The following is a 17,962-nucleotide window of genomic DNA, read 5'->3' as shown; positions in this document are numbered from 1 at the left end:
ATAATGCAAAGCCTTTTTAATAGAATATGAAGGCATTTTTATGAAAAAAGCGGTATTATGTAGCAGTTGCACAACGTTGTTTTTTGTTATCTTGTAGGGACACACTGCGTGTGTCCGAATTTTAACCTATTGAAATAATTTGATTTTATAACGGACACACACAGTGTGTCCCTACGCTTTGGTTAAAATTTCTATTTTGTGCATTTGCTACATAATACCGTGATTTTTAACCGCACTTTGTTCAATGAAAATTATTTTTTATTAACAAATAGAATAAAATCTAATATTTATTTTCCTCAAAAAAGTCCTTTAAAATCCCTTCCAGCACCTCAAAGACTTTTAACACTCTTTTTGGGGTTATCGCTTCATAAGGGCGATATAAAAAAAGCGGCCATTTCTGAATTTCAATCTCCTTAAAAAGTTGGCACAGTTCACCACGTTGTAAATAAGGCACAGCAATAAAATCACTGATTAGCCCTACCGCATTTCCCTGTAATACGGCTTGCAAACCACTATAAATATCCGTACTTTGAAAACGAATATGATGAGGTTTGAGTTCCCTTTCTTGATTTAACGGAAAATGCCAAGCACGCCCTGTCGCCGGATTAATTTGAGCAACAAAAGGAAAACGTTGCTCTAAGTCTTCCAAGGATTTTGGTTCACCCAATCGGACCAATAGAGTGGGTGAAGCCACTAACACATCACCAATTTCAGTGATACTTCGCACAATAAAATTAGAGTCAGGCACTGGCCCAATACGCAAACCAATATCAATCCGATGGGCTACTGAATCTAATTTATTCATATCATCCCGCCAGTCAATAATCAGCTCAGGATAAGAAGAAAGTGCGGTCAATAATTTTGCCAAAATGGCATCATTAATCCGCCAACTTGGCACAGTAATCCGCACGATTCCAGTCATTTCTTCCGCCACCCTCTGTTTACTTGGTGTAAACAGCTGTTCGCTATCTGCTAACAATTGCCGGGCTTTCGGTAGAAATTGCTCGCCAAAGTCCGTTAAATGAACTTGTCTGGTATTACGTTGAAAAAGCGGCTCGCCTAAATATGCTTCCAATTCCGCAATCAATCGAGTGACAACCGGCGGAGAAACGTCAAGGCGGTGAGCAGTTTCTTTAAATTGCAGCGTTTCAGCCAAGGAACAAAATACTTTTAAGGTTTCAAAACGGTTATTCATTAATTATTTCACTTTTAGAAATGATGAAATTCATTTTTACAAATTAACTTGAAATAGTCTAGACCTTATAATGCCCTCCACAAGCAAAAGACACACAAAAAGAAAAAAGTTCTTGCAGACGAATTGTTTTTTTTTTGTACAATTCCAGTGCGAAAATTTCGCAGTTTTAATGTAATGATTAGCGAGGAAAATGATGAGTAAAACACTTTTCAAAAAAAACGCCCTTATCGCGACTTTAGGTTCTGTATTACTAGGAGGACAAGCTATGGCAACATTACCGCAAAATGCAACGTCAATTGAAATACCGGTACAACACATTCAACTCACTCAAGAATGGGATAAAGTTTTCCCGAAATCCGACAAAGTTGAACATCGCAAAGTCACCTTCAAAAATCGCTATGGCATCACATTGGCCGGTGATTTATATATGCCAAAAAATGCACAGGGCAAACTCCCCGCCATTGCCGTAAGTGGCCCATTTGGTGCGGTGAAAGAACAATCTTCAGGGTTATATGCGCAGCATCTTGCAGAACGTGGTTTTGTCACCCTTGCCTTTGACGGTTCATATACCGGTGAAAGCTCAGGTCTGCCTCGTAATATGGCAAGCCCTGAAATCAATACCGAAGATTTTAGTGCCGCAGTCGATTTTTTAGGCTTACAAGATTTTGTTAACCCTGATGAAATTGGGATTTTAGGGATCTGTGGTTGGGGTGGCTTTGCCCTGAATGCCGCAATCGCAGATACACGAGTGAAAGCGGTAGCTGTTAGCACGATGTATGATATGACCCGTGTGATGGCAAACGGATATGAAATCAAATTAGATCCTAAAGGACAATATGATCGTGTGGCGGGATTAGACATTGAAGGTCGTAATAAAATGAAGCAAGCATTAAATGCGCAACGTTGGGTTGATGCCCAAAACGGGACATTTGCTTTAACCCCGAAAGACAATCACTTGCCATCGCAGGAAAAATTGACAGATGATACCCCATTATTTGTGAAAGAATATTCCAACTACTACAAAACCGAGCGTGGTTATCACCCTCGTTCCATCAATTCAACCAGCGGTTGGACACAAACTGCACCACTTGCTTTCATCAATATGCCGATTTTGCAACGCGCAGCAGAATTGAAGGCTCCGGCTCTGGTCGTCCATGGTGAAAAAGCCCACTCTCGTTATTTTGGTGAAGAAGCGTTCAACGCATTAGGTAGCAAAAATAAAGAGTTATATATCGTACCGAGCGCCAATCACACGGATTTATATGATGATGTGGCAAACAAAATCCCTTACGATAAATTTGAAGCATTCTTCAAAGCAAATTTAAAATAATCACTTATATAAACGACCGCTCAAAAGAGCGGTCGTTTCTGCCGGGGCGGTGGTCACAAAAGATGTGCCAACCAATACCGTTGGCGACATCCCAGCAAGCGTGATAAAAACAATAGATTAGTTGGATTGTTATAATCCCCGATCAATTATTGACAATAATTTGTGGTAAAAATGATTATCTCATTGTCACAAATTCTTCCGAACCGGTTGGGTGAATGGCGACCGTATTGTCGAAGTCGGCTTTCGTTGCGCCCATTTTAATGGCAACCGCAAAACCTTGAATCATTTCATCCACGCCAAAGCCAATGCCGTGTAAACCTACAATTTTTTCCTCTTTGCCTACGCAAACTAATTTCATTTTGCAAGGTTGGCGATGTTGGGTGACGGCAGTGTACATCGCAGTAAAGGATGATGTATACACTTTCACATTGTCTTCGCCATATTGTTCGATAGCTTGTGGCTCGGTTAAACCAATAGTACCGATTGGTGGATGACTAAACACAACGGTAGGCACAAGATTATAATCTAAATGTTCGTTCGGTTTGTTATTGAATAAACGCTCGGATAAACGGCGACCTGCTGCAACCGCAACGGGGGTTAATTCAATCCCGCCTTCAATAATATCGCCTACGGCATAAATGCCTTTCACATTGGTGTTTTGGAATTTATCAACTTTGATATAACCCCGCTCATTGGTTTCCACACCGGCATTTTCCAAACCAATCTTATCAGTAGCCGGCTCACGACCTGCCGCCCAAATGACGCAATCTACCGTGACATGGCGTTCGTGGTCAAATTTTGCGGTCAGCGATCCATCTTCATTTTTAATGATTTCTTGAATGGTGGTGTGTTTGTGCAACACAATACCGTCTTGTTCTAAAACCTCTACTAAGGTTTCAACAATCAACGGATCTTGATTACGCATTGGCGCATGGCGGCGCACCACTAAATGGGTTTCTGCCCCAAGACTGTTGAGTACGCCGGCAAGTTCCACCGCAATATAGCCAGCACCAATAATGGCAACCCGTTTTGGCAATTCGGTTAAGGCAAAGAAACCATCGGAATCAATGCCATATTCTTGTCCTTTAACGGAATGTGGACGGAAAGGTCTTCCCCCTGTGGCAATTAAAATATGATCCGCCGTGACACGCGCTGTTGAACCATCTGCAAAGCTCACTTCAATGGTATGGGCATCAATGAATTTACCAAAGCCATTAATCACATCCACGTTATTTTTGGCTAACACATTATTGTAAGAGGTGTGAATGCGGCTAATGTAAGCTTGGCGACTTTCAATGAGTTTTTCAAAATTAAATTTTTTCACCTCCACATCAAAACCATAATCCGGTGCATAATGGTTGATGGCTTCTGCAATTTGAGCGCCGTAGAACATCACTTTTTTGGGTACACAACCCACATTAACACAGGTTCCGCCTAAATATTTGGCTTCAATAATGGCACATCTTTTACCATAGCTTGCGGCACGATTAATGGATGCAATTCCGCCACTGCCGCCACCGATAGCGATATAATCATAATGTTTAGTCATTGTTTTATCCTTTTTTAAACATAAAAATTCTCTGTATTCTGCCGAAATTTTGTTTATAAAGCTATAAATTACTTCAATTGGGCATCTCTATATGAAAACCGTTCCCGGATTTTGATCGCACTTTCACAAATATTCATCACGTATCTTGCAATCTGAATAAATCTACGTATGATTCCTCCCCTTGATTTTCGTCTCGGGTTCCCTCACCCCGATTTTTATTGATTCAAAAAGGTAAAAAATGAATATTAATTATCCTATCTTTAATGCACAACAAAAGCATAGCGCTCTCATTTGGTTGAGTCTTTTCCATATTCTGATCATTGCGGCAAGCAATTATCTCGTCCAAATTCCCTTTGAAATTTCCCTAAAATTAACCGCACTGGGTGCCGCGCAGGATTTTTCCTTTCACAGCACTTGGGGAACGCTCACTTTTCCTTTCATTTTCCTTGCCACGGATTTAACAGTGCGGGTATTTGGCGCAAAAGAAGCCCGTTGGATTATTTTTATCGTGATGATACCGGCACTGATTATCAGTTATGCGATTTCGGTGTTGTTCTCGAATTCTCAATATCAAGGTATTGAAGCCTTGGGCAGTTTTGATATGTTTGTGTTCCGCATTGCATTAGCGAGTTTTTTGGCTTATGTGGTGGGGCAATTATTGGATGTGACGGTCTTTAATCGTTTACGCCAACTCAAAACTTGGTGGATCGCCCCAAGTTGTTCGATGACCTTAGGTTCGATGGCAGATACTTTTGTCTTTTTTAGTGTCGCATTCTATCAAAGCGCCGATCCTTTTATGGCGGCACATTGGGCTGAACTGGGATTTGTCGATTATTTATTCAAGTTATTTATTGGTATTTTGTTATTCGTTCCCGCTTATGGCGTGGTATTGAGTGTCATTTTACGCAAACTCCAAGGCTTGAGCGCACAAAAATAGGGTGAGTGGGGAAAAGTGCGGTTAAAATTTCTGTTTTTGTGCCTTGGCGATACCATACCGAAAATCCATTAAATTTTGACCGCACTTTATTGTTGTCCGACAATCACTTTCCTTGGTTTTTATCCCAATTGATCCACATTCGTGTGATTTGGTGTCGCCCTTCATTCATTCTAGTGCGAAAGTACATTTTTAACCGCATCGCCTCTACACTTTCCCCTAAAAATGAGGCTTTTAGATCATAGGTGGCGGTCAGTCTGTCTTTGCCGATTGGCAGTACTTTGATGGCTTTCAGCATATCATAATACAGTAGCCCGTCTTTTAAATTATTCAGCCAATCCGCTTTGCTAAAACGCTTTCGTTTGCCATCACGAATCACCGTCAGCACAAAGTCATCCGCTAATAATTTATCAAGCTCAAGATAATTTTCGTTTTCAAGGACGACGACAAGTTGAGAATATAATTCAGCGAGTTCAGTCTGTTCAGCTTCACGATTTCTCAGATCATACAACGCCGGTGCAATCGCTATCGCACTCACGGTGAGTGATAACAATAAAGAAAAGAAAATATGGCGTAATTTCATTTTGCTTACCAAATCAAAAAGACAACAGGAATAATATTCATCACCAGTGCGGTCGTTCCCGCTAAAATCAGTTTAGATGCCCCAAACATTAAACCTTGGTTCACGCCTTTATCCAATTTCACCAACATATTCGCCATCGCTGTATTGGCAAACAGACTCACAAAGGCAAAGATAATCAAATAAAGATAAGCCGTCATAAAGGAAAGAAAATCAATCACATAGAACCAAGGCACGATTAAGGTGATCACTAACAATGGGGCGATATAAGTAAGTTTTACCACACCAAAATCCAATTTGCGTGTAAAACGGGCTTGGAATAACACCGCAATCAAATTATTAATAAAAAAGGCGATTGGAATGGATTCCGGGCTATCAAGTAAGTTACTAAAAATATAGGGGAAAATAATATAAAAAGAAGTGCCCATTGCCAATGGAATAAAAAGCAATAAATGGGCAAACACAAATCGCTTGCTTAATACTTGCCGGATATTCTGAAATCTAAAAGGCGTACTGATCACTTTACAAGGCGTTTCTTTCACAGCGATAAGCATAAAAAGCAACATTGACACTTCAATGGCACAACTCAACCAAATCAACATTTCAGGTAGTTGAAAATGCAAAAATGGCAGGGCAAGCAAGGGGGCTGACATTGAAGCAAGACTTTGGATGCGCAAAAATTTCCCCTGTGCTTTGGCTTTCTCCTGATAATTATTCGCTGCGGTTGAAAGCAACAAGGCTCGGGCATTGGTGCCAAATAATGTGCTACCCAAACCAAAAAAGAATGTCGCCAATAACAAAAGAGGATAATAGTCTGTCGTTATCAATAAAATGTAAGCCAAGGCATCCATTAAACAGCCAAGTAACATCATTTTGGATCGTCCAAACTGATCCCCCCATACACCGGCAAAAAGAGAAAAGGCTTGGCTGGCAAACACCAATAGTGAAAATGCGCTGGCAATTTGCGAGGTTTCAAACCCTTTATTGTTCTGTAAATAGATAAAAAAGACGCTCTGCATTGCCGTGTATGCCACACCGGAGAAGAAACGCCGCCATAAAATGGCATTTTGAATATTCATACTAATTGTTTCCGAAATGAATGGTGGTGCGTAAAAATACCGCCCGATTTAACCGCTCTTTTACCTATAACCTTGCTTTTTCACCACCAAATTCATCCAATAAATTTTCAGTGAGTTTACTGAGAATGCCAGTCATCAAGACAAAATCAGCATCAAACCGTTGGGCGAAATCTTCTTTTAAAATATCGTCATTTTTTTCACGAACCATATCAGCAAATTTTAACCGTTTGAGCGTGCAATCCTCATTAAAGATGAAAGTGAGGGTATCTTCCCATTCTAATGCCAGTTTACTGACGACTTTCTTACCTTCTTGTAAAAGAGCAAGAATTTCTTCGTTTTCAAGGGGTTGTTTTTTGCAACGAATTACACTGTCTTCTTGGCTGCCGCGCAGTTCGGCTTCTTCAAGGGCAATCAGCCAATGCGGCAAACTTTCTTGAGTGATCCAATTTGTCATTACATAGCTAGGCTCATGGGCAAAAGCAAGCGGTACGACAGGCAAAGAGCCTAAGGATTTTCGCAATAATGCCAAGGCATCTTCTGCCCGTTTGCTTGAGGCGGCATCCACGTGAATGAGCTGATTTTCCGTATCAATCCATAATGCGGTATGCTGATTTTTACTAAAGGCTCTTGGTAAAAGATTCATCACCACATCATCCTTTAAAGTTTGTTTTTCCACTTTTTTCAATTTGCGGTTTTCTTTTTGCTCCAAACTTTCAATGCGTTCATCCAATTCACGTTTTACCACGTTTGCCGGCAGGATTTTTTCTTCCTTTTTTGCTACTAATAAAATGTGATTGCCCACGGAAAAATAGAGTAAATCCGAGCCTCGCAACGGACAACCCCAACCAAATTTACTTTGATCTTGTGCCCCACAGGGATGAAATTGGCAACTTTCAAGCTGGGTTTGAAGCTGATGGCGATCCCATTCCAAAGGCTTAGTGAGCCTATAACTCATTAAATTTTTAAACCACATCGTACAGTTCCTTCATAATCGGGTAAAATAGGCGACATTGTAGCCCATAAACTCATAGGAAAAAATAATGCAACAAAAATTAATCGCCTTTATTGGCGGTGGTAATATGGCTCAGGCAATTGTGCTGGGGTTATTAAAACAAGGTTATCCGGCGACACAAATTATTGTGAATGATCCCAATGAAGAAAAGCGGGCATATTTCGCTAAACTGGGCGTGCAAACGGCGGACAATAATGTGGAAAGCGTCACTCGTGCGGAAGTTGTTTTACTTGCCGTGAAACCACAAATGATGTCGGACGTTTGTGCACCATTAAGTGCGGCGGATTTTTCCGATAAATTACTGATTTCGATTGCCGCAGGCATTTCCACCACCCGATTACAAGCTCTGATCCCAAGTGCAAAATCCGTTGTACGAGTAATGCCGAATACCCCCGCCTTGGTGGGAGAAGGAATGGCGGGATTATTTGCCCCTGAAAACACGCCGAAAACTGACCGCACTTTTGCGCAAGCTTTGTTAAATGCAGTGGGTAAAACACAATGGGTGAAAGAGGAAAATCAAATGCACGCCGTGACGGCTGCTTCCGGCAGTAGCCCCGCCTATTTCTTTTTAATGCTGGAAGCCATGCAACAGGCATTAGTTGAAATGAATATGGAGGCTGACACTGCCCGTCAGTTTGTGCAACAAACCATGTTAGGGGCAGCCAAAATGGTGGAGGAAAACCCACAAACCGCACTTTCTACCCTAAGAGAAAACGTGACCTCAAAAGGGGGAACGACCGCTGCGGCGTTAGAGGTATTTCATCGCCAACAATTTAATCACATCGTGGCGGAAGCCATGCAAGCCTGTGTGGCACGTTCACAAGAAATGGAAACCTTATTCTGATGCAAATTCGTCCCTTTTACTGGCTCGCCCTGAGCTTTCTTGGCTACTATTGTGCTTATGGTGTCTTTTTGCCGTTTTTTCCGGCATGGTTGAAATCACAACAATATGGCGAAGAAATGATCGGCCTTGTCATTGGTAGTGCCTATATTTTCCGTTTCATTGGCGGATTATTTTTCTCTTCATTAATTAAAAAAGCCGATCACCTCATCAACGCACTACGTTTACTAGCGTTAGCTTCCGCCCTGATTATGGCGACAATGAGCTTGGTTGCCCACAATTTCTGGTTGCTGTTTTCGGCGATTGGGCTTTTTGCTATGGTGAATTCCGCCGGTATGCCCATTGGGGATTCCTTGGCTTCCACCTGGCAACGCCAAATTGGATTGGATTATGGCAAAGTGAGGCTGATTGGTTCTATCGCATTTATTTTAGGTGTGGTGGTTTTTGGTGGCATGATAGGTTGGCTGGGCGAACAAAATACCGTGTGGATTTTGACCGCACTTTTGTTGTTTTATACTATCATTCAGTTATTCAAACCGACCATTGCCCCGGAAGATGAACCTTTAGAAAATGGAACAGCAAGCCAAATCCGTTTTTTAGCCCTATTAAAAAATCCCACCACCTTACGCATTATGCTGGCAGGTGGGCTAATCCAAGGATCCCATGCTGCTTATTATGTCTATAGCACCATCTATTGGACGGGCATTGGTATTTCCGTGCCACAAACCAGCTTGCTTTGGGGCATTGGCGTACTCGCAGAAATCCTCTTATTTTTCTTTTCACGGCGTTTATTCCAAAATTGGTCGGTAAGCCGTATTTTCTTTTTATCCGGGTTCGTGGCGGTTTTACGTTGGGCCGGTTTGGCTTATGCCAACACCTTTTGGCAGATTTTACCCCTTCAACTGGCACACAGCCTCACTTATGCAGCCTGTCATTATGCGATGGTACGTTATATCAGCACACAACCACAAAGCCATATTGCGAAATTACAAGGTCTGTATAACGGTTTATCCAATGGCGCACTGATCGCCCTTTTTACAGCAATTTCAGGTCTCATTTACCCGATTTCACCTACGATGACATTCTTGCTAATGAGCGGTATTGGTGCCACATCATTTTTCGTGATTCCACGCAAATTGAATGCTTTTTTGGTGAAAACAAATTAATCATCGCAAGAGGACACAATGAAAAACACCGCATTAGTTGATTTATTCCTCAATGAATATTGGATCGAAAAAGGGCTTTCAGAAAATACGGTGCAATCTTACCGCTTAGATCTGAGCGCACTTTGTGATTGGTTAGATAAAAACAATCTTTCTTTGGAAACCCTCGATGCAATAGATTTACAAGGGTTTCTTGGTGAGCGTGTGGAACAGGGCTACAAGGCAACGAGTACGGCTCGAATGCTCAGTGCAATGCGAAAACTCTTTCAATATTTATACCGAGAAAAATATCGCACAGATGATCCCACGGCTATCCTCAGCTCACCGAAATTACCTACTCGCTTACCCAAATATCTCAGTGAACAACAAGTGAGTGATCTATTAAATACCCCTGATGTGGATATTCCTTTGGAACTGCGGGATAAAGCCATGTTGGAATTGCTTTATGCCACAGGTTTGCGTGTGACGGAATTGGTTTCACTCACCATTGAAAATATGAGCGTACAACAAGGTGTGGTGCGGGTGATTGGTAAAGGCAATAAAGAACGGATTGTACCGATGGGCGAAGAAGCCGCCTATTGGATCCGTCAATTTATGCTTTATGGTCGCCCGGTGTTATTGAATGGGCAAAGTTCGGATATTGTATTTCCCAGCCAACGTGCTCAACAAATGACCCGACAAACCTTTTGGCACCGGGTGAAACACTATGCGATCTTAGCCAATATTGACGGAGATACCCTCTCCCCCCATGTACTTCGCCACGCCTTTGCTACTCATTTAGTCAATCACGGTGCCGATTTACGGGTAGTGCAAATGCTTTTGGGTCATAGTGATTTATCTACCACACAAATTTATACTCACGTAGCGAAAGAGCGCCTGAAACGCTTGCATGAAAGATTTCATCCGAGGGGATAGAAAAGAAAAGTGTGATGAAAAACGCTCTACCTTTTGAAGTGTTCATTTCTCACCACACGTTGAAGCTCTTATAAATCTTTTGGCAAACGAATTTTTTGTCCCGGGAAAATTTTATCCGCATCTTTGATGACTTCTTTGTTTGCTTCAACAATGGCGGTGTATTTTGCACCATTGCCGTAAGCTTTTTCTGCAATTTTCCAAAGGGTATCGCCTTTTTGAATGACATAGAAAGTTTCATCAGAGGCGAGCGTTTCACCGTTGCTGATGGTAGCATCACTTGTCACCGCACTAATACCTTGAATATTACCCGCCATTAATACGGCTTTTTCTAATGCGGCTGCGGTAGACGCCACACCTTGAATATTGGCGACCCCATTTTCAACGGTAACAGAAAGATTTTCTACCCCCGGGTTATCTTCTGCAATGTGTTGTGTGACGGCTTTTGATGCATCTTCTTCTTTCGAAAAAAGTTTTTTGCCAATATCGCCAACAAAATCAAATAATCCCATTTTTTATTCCTTTTTTAGTGATGAAATTCGCCTGCTACCATACTGAAAAGCAGTGGGAATGTCTAGAAAATACAATGTAAATTACTGTAAATCTTTTTGTAAAAAAGCTTTAAAGATGACCGCACTTTGATAGAATGCGGGCATTTTTTAAGGATAAATAAAAGAGGAAATTATGCGTTGGCAGGGCAGAAGAGAAAGTTCAAATATTGAGGATAGACGGGGTTCCGGTGGCAATTTTGGTGGCGGCAAAGGCACGGGAATTTTAGGTTTCATTATTTTATTAGTGGGCGCTTATTATGGTGTTGATTTGTCCGGATTAGTTGGCACTCCTGACTTTTCAGGTCAATCCTCACAACGGCTAGAAAGCCAAGAAGAGCAACAACTTGCCGGTTTATCAAAAGTCGTATTGGCGGATACAGAAGCCGTTTGGGGAGGCTATTTCAAACAAATGGGATACCAATATCAAGAGCCGGTTATGGTGCTTTATAACGGTGCAACCTCGACAGCCTGTGGCACAGGACAATCGGCAATGGGACCGTTTTACTGCCCAAATGATCGTAAAGTTTACCTCGATCTCTCTTTCTATAATAATATGAAAAACAAACTGGGTGCTGCGGGGGATTCTGCTTTTGCTTATGTGATTGCCCATGAAGTGGGGCATCATGTACAAAATTTACTCGGTGTATTAGGGCAAGTTCATCGTGCACAACAAAGTACTGACCGCAAAACCGCCAATCAACTTTCCGTAAAATTAGAATTACAAGCAGATTGCTTTGCCGGTGTTTGGGCCAATCAAGCGGTGAAAAGTGGTTTATTTGAGCGGGGGGACGAAGAAAAGGCCTTTAATGCCGCAGAGGCGGTGGGGGATGATCGCCTACAAAAACGTGGTCAAGGCTATGTGGTGCCGGATAGTTTTACTCATGGTACTTCCGCCCAGCGTTTGATGTGGTTTAGAAAAGGATTGCAAACCGGTAATCCAAGTCAGTGTGATACCTTCAACTAAAAAGAAAGGTCCGGCAAACACCGGACCTTTGTCTTTCACCACCAATTAAAGAATAAAGCGGCTCAAATCCTCGTTTTCGACCACTTCGCCCAGTGCCTCTGCCACATAGGCTTCATCAATATTGACGGTTTGACCGTTCATATCGCTGGCATTAAAGGAGATTTTATCCATCAAACGCTCCATCACCGTATGTAAACGGCGGGCACCGATATTTTCCGTTTTCTCATTGACACGAAATGCCGCTTCGGCGATTTTTTTTACAGCCTCTTGGGTAAATTCAATATTCACCCCTTCTGTTGCCATTAAGGCTTTATATTGCTCGGTTAAGGAAGCATTAGGCTCTGTTAAAATTCGCTCAAAATCAGCCGCACTTAGGGCGGAAAGTTCCACACGAATTGGCAAACGCCCTTGTAATTCAGGGATTAAATCTGAAGGACGTGCCACTTGGAACGCACCAGAGGCAATAAATAAAATGTGATCCGTTTTCACCATACCATGTTTGGTGCTAACCGTTGAGCCTTCCACCAACGGGAGTAAATCACGCTGTACTCCCTCACGGGAAACATCGGCACCGCTGTACTCGCCTTTTTTGCAGATTTTATCGATTTCATCAATGAATACGATACCGTTTTGCTCCACGGCTTCAATGGCTTTTTGTTTTAATTCTTCCGGATTAATCAATTTTGCCGCTTCATCATCAATCAAGGTTTTTAATGCCTCTTTGATTTTCATTTTTCGTTTTTTGGTTTTATCGCTACCGAGGTTTTGAAACATAGATTGGAGCTGGCTTGTCATTTCTTCCATTCCCGGTGGTGCCATAATTTCCACCCCCATAGAAACACCGGCGGAAACATCAATTTCGATTTCTTTGTCATCTAATTGACCTTCACGCAATTTTTTACGAAATGCCTGACGTGTACTACTGTTGCTATCGTGGTTTTCCACCTCACCCCATTGGTTTTTGGCCGGTGGTAACAATGCGTCCAGAATACGTTCTTCCGCTGCATCTTCTGCCTTCGCACGATTTTTTGCAATTTCTTGTTGGCGAACCAATTTCATTGCACTATCCGTTAAATCACGAATAATGGAATCCACCTCTTTGCCCACATAACCCACCTCGGTAAATTTAGTGGCCTCCACTTTAATGAAAGGGGCATTGGCTAATTTTGCCAAACGGCGGGCAATTTCTGTTTTACCCACACCGGTTGGTCCAATCATCAGGATATTTTTCGGGGTAACTTCGTGGCGTAGCGGCTCTTGAAGTTGCATACGGCGCCAACGATTTCTCAGTGCAATAGCAACCGCTCTTTTCGCATCGGCTTGCCCAATAATATGTTGATCTAATTCAGAAACAATTTCGCGTGGAGTCATTTCAGACATAATTTTTTCCTTAATTCGGTAATTCTTCAATAGTGAAATTTGTGTTGGTGAACACGCAAATATCACCGGCAATTTGTAATGATTTTTCCACAATTTCACGGGCGGAAAGATCAGTGTTTTCCACTAAAGCACGGGCAGCAGAGAGGGCATAATTCCCCCCTGAACCAATGGCTAAAATTTGATCTTCCTCTGGTTGCACTACATCGCCAATTCCCGTGATGATTAGGCTTTCTTTTTCATCCGCCACAATCAGCATGGCCTCTAATTTACGCAATGCTCGATCTGTTCGCCAATCTTTTGCTAATTCCACCGCACTTTTTAGCAAATGCCCTTGATGCATTTCCAATTTACGCTCGAACAATTCAAACAGCGTGAAGGCATCGGCCGTGCCACCGGCAAAACCGGCTAATACCTTGCCGTTGTATAAACGGCGTACTTTTCTCGCATTACCTTTCATTACTGTATTGCCGAGGGAAACTTGTCCATCCCCCCCAACGACCACTTGCCCGTTACGGCGCACACTGACGATTGTTGTCATTCTTCTGTCCTTTTTTGAAAAAAACTTGCCCGTTATATGGCGGCGGGGTTTAGAAAATTCAAGTCTATGAATTGATTATTTACTTCTCAGAGAGAATAGAAAGATAAAAATTGTAATTTTATAAAATTATAAAAAACATCTTACAATCGTATTCAGTTTATATGTGATTGAGTGATATTGTAGAACCCCATAGCGGTTAACCCCTATTCCGCATAACCAAAAACCAGGATATTAATGCTCCTTTATACTTATTATTCCCAAATCACCTTGAACATGACTTATACCTATCAAATCATCCTGTTTTATCCAAAGAAATGACCTAATACCTGTCAGTTAACCCACTGAGGGACTCCTTTATATGGATATTTAAGCGTTTTTTCTCTCACAACTTTTGAATTGCTTTGCTTTTTTCTTACTTGAGAGTTCATAATTCCTAACTCATCTAAAAGCGGTTAATATGCCTTAGGTAAATTTTCCTGGCATAGTAATGATACGCTGGTGAAGTAAGCTACAACGAACCACTACATCTAGCAAAGCTGAGTTTACTCGGGACAATTCCTTTGCACTTTGCCATTTCTATCATCACTTTTCGGATGAGATTAACTGATCAAATGATAGATTCAAAGAGGAAGTTTACACTTTCTCACTGTCGTAATCCCACCTTCTTGTAAAGCTTGAAGAGTAGTTCATTATTAAGAAAGGCATTAGTTTATCGATGGTATAACGTGAAGAGCGGTGAAAAGTTGTTTTGAAAACTTGTGAAAGTTTCATAAAAAATAATTCGGCATCAACTTTGATGCCGAATTATTTAACGCTCATTCTCGAATGTCAAGACTGGTTAATGATCTGAATTAAGGTTAAACTTGCTCTCTTTTACTTTCTACTTGAGATAAATTAAGACGCAGTGAGGGTTATTTTTCATCTGATATTATTTATCTGTGATTATATTAGTTCCCACTTATTTTACAATTTTCATCTCATTCTCAAATTTACCCTCATTCCAATAATTCATTTTATTGCTAACTAAAAACCACCCTCTATGAAGGTGGTTATCGGCTAAAAAGGCTTTGCCTGAAAAATCGACTCATAGAAAATCCTTGTGGAAGTTATCCCCATAACCAACATAAGGAAAAAAATGAGTCGATTTAAGAAATCATCGCATGTGATTTGGCATTGTCAATATCATTTAGTTTGGACACCGAAATGTCACTTTCGAATCTTGAAAAATAAAGTTGGTCGAGAAGTGTATATCCATTTAAGGATACTTTGTGAGCAACTGAAACTAGAGGTAGTTGAGCTGAATATTCAGCAAGATCATGTTCATCTTTTAGTGAAGATTCCCCCGAAGTTATCTGTATCAGATGTGATGGGTCACTTAAAAGGTCGCACAGCGATTAGATTGTTCAACAAGTTTCCCTATTTAAGGAAACATAAATAATTATGGGCAATCATTTTTGGAGGAGGTTACTGCGTGGACACCATAGGTGCCAATACAGAAATGATACGTAGATATGTTAAATATCAAGAGAAACATGAGTTAGAAGATAAGAAGTTAAAGCTGCCTTCGACGTAAAATTCGGATTCTGAGAATCGGAATTTAGAAACGCTCCTATGGGCGTCAATCAAAGCCACCTTCTATGAAGGTGGATTTTTACTGATACTGAAAGTCAAAGTGGCATTCGCTAAATTTTACACTATGAAAACACCGATTACGGCGACAGATATAAGTGATAAGGTCTTGCCTCACTTTGAAAACCAAGAGGTACCGATATTACGTATTCTCACCGATAGAGGGAGTGAATATTATGGTAAGGTAGAAAATCACGATTATGAGTTTTATTTGACAATCAATGATATTGACCATACAAAAACGAAAGTAAAACACCCTCAGACAAATGGCATTTTTGATCGCTTTCGTAAAACGATTTTGCAGGCGTTTTACCAAGTGGCATTTAGAAAGAAAATTTATATGGAGTTAGTCACATTACAAGCTGATTTGGATGAATGGCTGTTGTATTATATCCATTATCGAACCCATCAAGAAAAAATGTGCTGTGAAAGAACGCCAATGGAAAACTTGATAGAAAACGAATTTGGGCAGAAAAGAACTTAGGCTCAAATTAATCTGACAGACACTTACTTTTAGATGGGGACTGTCAGATTTTCTACAATTTAATTTCCCCTTCTTGCGCCTGAATAATATTTTTAGCCAGTTGGCGTAATTCAGGATCTTTGCCATATTTCAGCTCAATTTCAGCCATTTTAACAGCACCTTGATGATGAGGAATCATACCCGTTACAAAGGCAATATCTGCATCTTGGATTTCCATTCCCTTCATCATATCTTGGTGCATTTCATTCATTCCAGCCATCAGCTCTTGTTGCATCGGGGTAAGATGAGTGGCTTGATGGTGGTGAGTAGTGTTTGCTATTGCTGTTGCACCAAGTGCTAAAGCAAATAATGTTGTCATTAGTTTTTTTCATAAATACTCCATTGGGTTAATTGGCAGGCAGTTTAAACTTTAACCTTAGGTTAAGGTCAAGTGCATTTCGAACGTTTATTTTAAAGCAAATGTATATTGCCCCTGCTAAAGTAAAAACACGAAAATCGTTTTATTCTGCTTTGGAATCCTTGTTTCCTAATGATTGCGATGATATTACGTTTGAACTACACCACCGAAAATTATGACTGGATTGCCACAAGTAACATTCAGCATAATTTGATTTGGGTTATACGTAATACTGCGGGTCTATATGTACAGGTTTGAGACTATTTAATCCCTCTGAAAACAGAGAAGCGTCTGAATAATCATTCTGATTTAACCGCTCTTTTTATCTTTTAAAGTTGAATATGTCCATCGTAAATATGGGTAGCATCACCTGTCATATAAAGCGACTGCCCCTCACCTTGCCATTCAATCATCAAGCTTCCCCCCGGTAAATCAACTTGTACATTATTACCCAACAAGCCCTGCATCATTCCCACTGCCGCAGCTGCACATGCGCCACTACCACAAGCTTGAGTTTCTCCGGCACCACGTTCATACACTCGTAATTTAATATGGTTACGGTTTATCACTTGCATAAACCCAACATTAACGCGCTCAGGAAAACGTTCGTGATTTTCAAGTAACGGACCTAGTTGTTCAACCTTCGCTGTACAGATATCGTCCACTTGTACAACACAATGTGGATTTCCCATCGAAACTGCACCGCATAATACTGTTTGAATATCTGTGCGTAAAATATAGTTTTTTTCAAACTTATTTGCGATAAAAGGAATTTTGTCGGGCTCCCAGACAGGTTCGCCCATATTTACACGAACCTGTCCGTCTTTTTGTACGGTTAAAATCATTTTTCCTTTTTGGGTGCTGACGGCAATATCCTTTTTATTGGTTAAACCTTTAAGAGTAACAAAACGTGCAAAACAGCGTGCTCCATTACCACACTGTGAAACTTCACTCCCATCGGCATTAAAAATACGATAATGGAAATCTAAATCCGGATCGTAAGGCGGTTCAACAATCAAAAGCTGATCAAAACCAATTCCACGATGGCGATCAGAAAGGCGTTTAATGATTTCTGGTGACAAATAAATATTTTGTGTAATGGCATCTACCACCGCAAAATCATTACCTAAACCGTGCATTTTGGAAAACTGCATTTCTATCCTTAAATTCTTCAAAACGACTATTTGACATTATAGTAAGCAACAAAGCGAATGGCAAATCAGTAGAAAAAAAGAGAAAAAAGCAATTAATTTGATCGCCTTTAATAAAATCGGATTAAATGCTAACTGGCTAAGGTGTAGGTTTCAATGGCTAAATACAAGTCACTTTTCCAAATTTTGCACAGATTAACAAAATGATAGCTTGGGCTATAGCAAGGTTGTATTGTGTAAAACCAATATATTATTCTGTGAAAATCTAAACCT

At 40.9% G+C, this 17,962-nt stretch carries 16 protein-coding genes and 2 pseudogenes; 8 read left to right on the top strand and 10 right to left on the bottom strand.

All coding sequences use genetic code 11. The features are described from left to right. Positions 1 to 280: 280 nt before the first annotated feature. Positions 281 to 1,195, bottom strand: coding sequence for a LysR family transcriptional regulator (locus BKK50_RS09480; RefSeq protein WP_077417559.1), 915 nt, complete (start codon positions 1,193 to 1,195; stop codon positions 281 to 283). Positions 1,196 to 1,385: 190 nt separating this feature from the next. Here BKK50_RS09480 and BKK50_RS09475 point away from each other — a divergent pair, with 190 nt between their 5' ends. Beyond that, positions 1,386 to 2,525, top strand: coding sequence for an alpha/beta hydrolase (locus tag BKK50_RS09475; RefSeq protein ID WP_077417557.1), 1,140 nt, complete (start codon positions 1,386 to 1,388; stop codon positions 2,523 to 2,525). A gap of 175 nt (positions 2,526 to 2,700) precedes the next feature. Here the strand turns inward: BKK50_RS09475 and gorA are convergent, their stop codons facing one another. After that, on the bottom strand, positions 2,701 to 4,074 hold the full coding sequence (gene gorA, locus BKK50_RS09470; protein WP_077417555.1) for a glutathione-disulfide reductase: 1,374 nt from the start codon (positions 4,072 to 4,074) through the stop codon (positions 2,701 to 2,703). Positions 4,075 to 4,312: 238 nt separating this feature from the next. On the opposite strand from gorA, the gene BKK50_RS09465 reads away from it, so the two are divergent. Next, positions 4,313 to 5,011, top strand: coding sequence for a 7-cyano-7-deazaguanine/7-aminomethyl-7-deazaguanine transporter (locus BKK50_RS09465; RefSeq protein WP_077417553.1), 699 nt, complete (start codon positions 4,313 to 4,315; stop codon positions 5,009 to 5,011). A 103-nt stretch (positions 5,012 to 5,114) separates the two neighbouring features. On the opposite strand, the gene BKK50_RS09460 is transcribed toward BKK50_RS09465, so the two are convergent. The 3 genes from BKK50_RS09460 to rdgC form a co-directional block, all read right to left on the bottom strand. Beyond that, positions 5,115 to 5,591: a hypothetical protein gene (locus BKK50_RS09460; protein ID WP_077417551.1), complete on the bottom strand. Its 477-nt coding sequence runs from the start codon at positions 5,589 to 5,591 to the stop codon at positions 5,115 to 5,117. 5 nt (positions 5,592 to 5,596) lie between these two features. Then, on the bottom strand, positions 5,597 to 6,667 hold the full coding sequence (locus tag BKK50_RS09455) for an MFS transporter (RefSeq protein ID WP_077417549.1): 1,071 nt from the start codon (positions 6,665 to 6,667) through the stop codon (positions 5,597 to 5,599). 64 nt (positions 6,668 to 6,731) lie between these two features. Beyond that, positions 6,732 to 7,640 carry a recombination-associated protein RdgC gene (gene rdgC, locus BKK50_RS09450; RefSeq protein WP_077417547.1) on the bottom strand — a complete coding sequence of 303 codons (909 nt, stop codon included), beginning with the start codon at positions 7,638 to 7,640 and terminating at the stop codon, positions 6,732 to 6,734. A 67-nt stretch (positions 7,641 to 7,707) separates the two neighbouring features. Here rdgC and proC point away from each other — a divergent pair, with 67 nt between their 5' ends. From proC to xerD, 3 genes are read left to right on the top strand one after another with little or no spacing between them, the layout of a single operon-like run. Continuing rightward, on the top strand, positions 7,708 to 8,523 hold the full coding sequence (gene proC / locus BKK50_RS09445) for a pyrroline-5-carboxylate reductase (protein ID WP_077417545.1): 816 nt from the start codon (positions 7,708 to 7,710) through the stop codon (positions 8,521 to 8,523). After that, positions 8,523 to 9,686, top strand: a complete 1,164-nt coding sequence (locus BKK50_RS09440; protein WP_077417543.1) for a 3-phenylpropionate MFS transporter — start codon at positions 8,523 to 8,525, stop codon at positions 9,684 to 9,686. The genes proC and BKK50_RS09440 overlap by 1 nt, the downstream gene beginning before the upstream one ends. 18 nt (positions 9,687 to 9,704) lie before the next feature. Then, entirely contained in the window at positions 9,705 to 10,598 is an 894-nt protein-coding gene (gene xerD, locus BKK50_RS09435; RefSeq protein ID WP_077417541.1) for a site-specific tyrosine recombinase XerD, read from the top strand. 68 nt (positions 10,599 to 10,666) lie between these two features. Here xerD and lysM read toward each other — a convergent pair whose 3' ends face one another. After that, complete coding sequence (lysM, locus tag BKK50_RS09430) at positions 10,667 to 11,107, bottom strand: peptidoglycan-binding protein LysM (protein WP_077417538.1); 441 nt, start codon at positions 11,105 to 11,107, stop codon at positions 10,667 to 10,669. A gap of 172 nt (positions 11,108 to 11,279) precedes the next feature. Here lysM and ypfJ point away from each other — a divergent pair, with 172 nt between their 5' ends. Further along, on the top strand, positions 11,280 to 12,110 hold the full coding sequence (ypfJ, locus tag BKK50_RS09425; protein ID WP_077417536.1) for a KPN_02809 family neutral zinc metallopeptidase: 831 nt from the start codon (positions 11,280 to 11,282) through the stop codon (positions 12,108 to 12,110). Positions 12,111 to 12,155: 45 nt separating this feature from the next. On the opposite strand, the gene hslU is transcribed toward ypfJ, so the two are convergent. Together hslU and hslV are read right to left on the bottom strand one after the other, a co-directional pair. Next, positions 12,156 to 13,490 carry an HslU--HslV peptidase ATPase subunit gene (gene hslU / locus BKK50_RS09420; protein WP_077417534.1) on the bottom strand — a complete coding sequence of 445 codons (1,335 nt, stop codon included), beginning with the start codon at positions 13,488 to 13,490 and terminating at the stop codon, positions 12,156 to 12,158. 10 nt (positions 13,491 to 13,500) lie between these two features. Next, positions 13,501 to 14,028: an ATP-dependent protease subunit HslV gene (gene hslV / locus BKK50_RS09415; RefSeq protein WP_077417532.1), complete on the bottom strand. Its 528-nt coding sequence runs from the start codon at positions 14,026 to 14,028 to the stop codon at positions 13,501 to 13,503. A gap of 1,135 nt (positions 14,029 to 15,163) precedes the next feature. Between hslV and tnpA the strand changes: the two are divergent. Both tnpA and BKK50_RS09405 read left to right on the top strand, forming a co-directional pair. Further along, positions 15,164 to 15,601: pseudogene (tnpA, locus tag BKK50_RS09410) on the top strand (IS200/IS605 family transposase). A 96-nt stretch (positions 15,602 to 15,697) separates the two neighbouring features. Further along, a pseudogene (locus BKK50_RS09405) lies at positions 15,698 to 16,152 on the top strand (transposase family protein); the annotation flags it as partial. Between the two features lie 41 nt (positions 16,153 to 16,193). Here the strand turns inward: BKK50_RS09405 and copM are convergent. Further along, positions 16,194 to 16,499: a CopM family metallochaperone gene (gene copM / locus BKK50_RS09400; RefSeq protein WP_077417530.1), complete on the bottom strand. Its 306-nt coding sequence runs from the start codon at positions 16,497 to 16,499 to the stop codon at positions 16,194 to 16,196. A gap of 368 nt (positions 16,500 to 16,867) precedes the next feature. Then, a complete protein-coding gene (gene dapF / locus BKK50_RS09395; RefSeq protein WP_077417528.1) occupies positions 16,868 to 17,692 on the bottom strand; it encodes a diaminopimelate epimerase in 825 nt (274 codons plus the stop codon). Positions 17,693 to 17,962 lie beyond the last annotated feature (270 nt).

Source organism: Rodentibacter rarus (assembly GCF_001998965.1).
Taxonomy (GTDB): domain Bacteria; phylum Pseudomonadota; class Gammaproteobacteria; order Enterobacterales; family Pasteurellaceae; genus Rodentibacter; species Rodentibacter rarus.
The sequence above is the reverse complement of the archived record's forward strand: the minus strand, read 5'-3'. Positions and strand labels throughout refer to the sequence as shown.

Coding starts and splice junctions, on each gene's coding strand:
- BKK50_RS09480 (WP_077417559.1), bottom strand. CDS start 1,195: ATGAATAACCGTTTTGAAACCTTAAAAGTATTTTGTTCCTTGGCTGAA.
- BKK50_RS09475 (WP_077417557.1), top strand. CDS start 1,386: ATGATGAGTAAAACACTTTTCAAAAAAAACGCCCTTATCGCGACTTTA.
- gorA (WP_077417555.1), bottom strand. CDS start 4,074: ATGACTAAACATTATGATTATATCGCTATCGGTGGCGGCAGTGGCGGA.
- BKK50_RS09465 (WP_077417553.1), top strand. CDS start 4,313: ATGAATATTAATTATCCTATCTTTAATGCACAACAAAAGCATAGCGCT.
- BKK50_RS09460 (WP_077417551.1), bottom strand. CDS start 5,591: ATGAAATTACGCCATATTTTCTTTTCTTTATTGTTATCACTCACCGTG.
- BKK50_RS09455 (WP_077417549.1), bottom strand. CDS start 6,667: ATGAATATTCAAAATGCCATTTTATGGCGGCGTTTCTTCTCCGGTGTG.
- rdgC (WP_077417547.1), bottom strand. CDS start 7,640: ATGTGGTTTAAAAATTTAATGAGTTATAGGCTCACTAAGCCTTTGGAA.
- proC (WP_077417545.1), top strand. CDS start 7,708: ATGCAACAAAAATTAATCGCCTTTATTGGCGGTGGTAATATGGCTCAG.
- BKK50_RS09440 (WP_077417543.1), top strand. CDS start 8,523: ATGCAAATTCGTCCCTTTTACTGGCTCGCCCTGAGCTTTCTTGGCTAC.
- xerD (WP_077417541.1), top strand. CDS start 9,705: ATGAAAAACACCGCATTAGTTGATTTATTCCTCAATGAATATTGGATC.
- lysM (WP_077417538.1), bottom strand. CDS start 11,107: ATGGGATTATTTGATTTTGTTGGCGATATTGGCAAAAAACTTTTTTCG.
- ypfJ (WP_077417536.1), top strand. CDS start 11,280: ATGCGTTGGCAGGGCAGAAGAGAAAGTTCAAATATTGAGGATAGACGG.
- hslU (WP_077417534.1), bottom strand. CDS start 13,490: ATGTCTGAAATGACTCCACGCGAAATTGTTTCTGAATTAGATCAACAT.
- hslV (WP_077417532.1), bottom strand. CDS start 14,028: ATGACAACAATCGTCAGTGTGCGCCGTAACGGGCAAGTGGTCGTTGGG.
- copM (WP_077417530.1), bottom strand. CDS start 16,499: ATGACAACATTATTTGCTTTAGCACTTGGTGCAACAGCAATAGCAAAC.
- dapF (WP_077417528.1), bottom strand. CDS start 17,692: ATGCAGTTTTCCAAAATGCACGGTTTAGGTAATGATTTTGCGGTGGTA.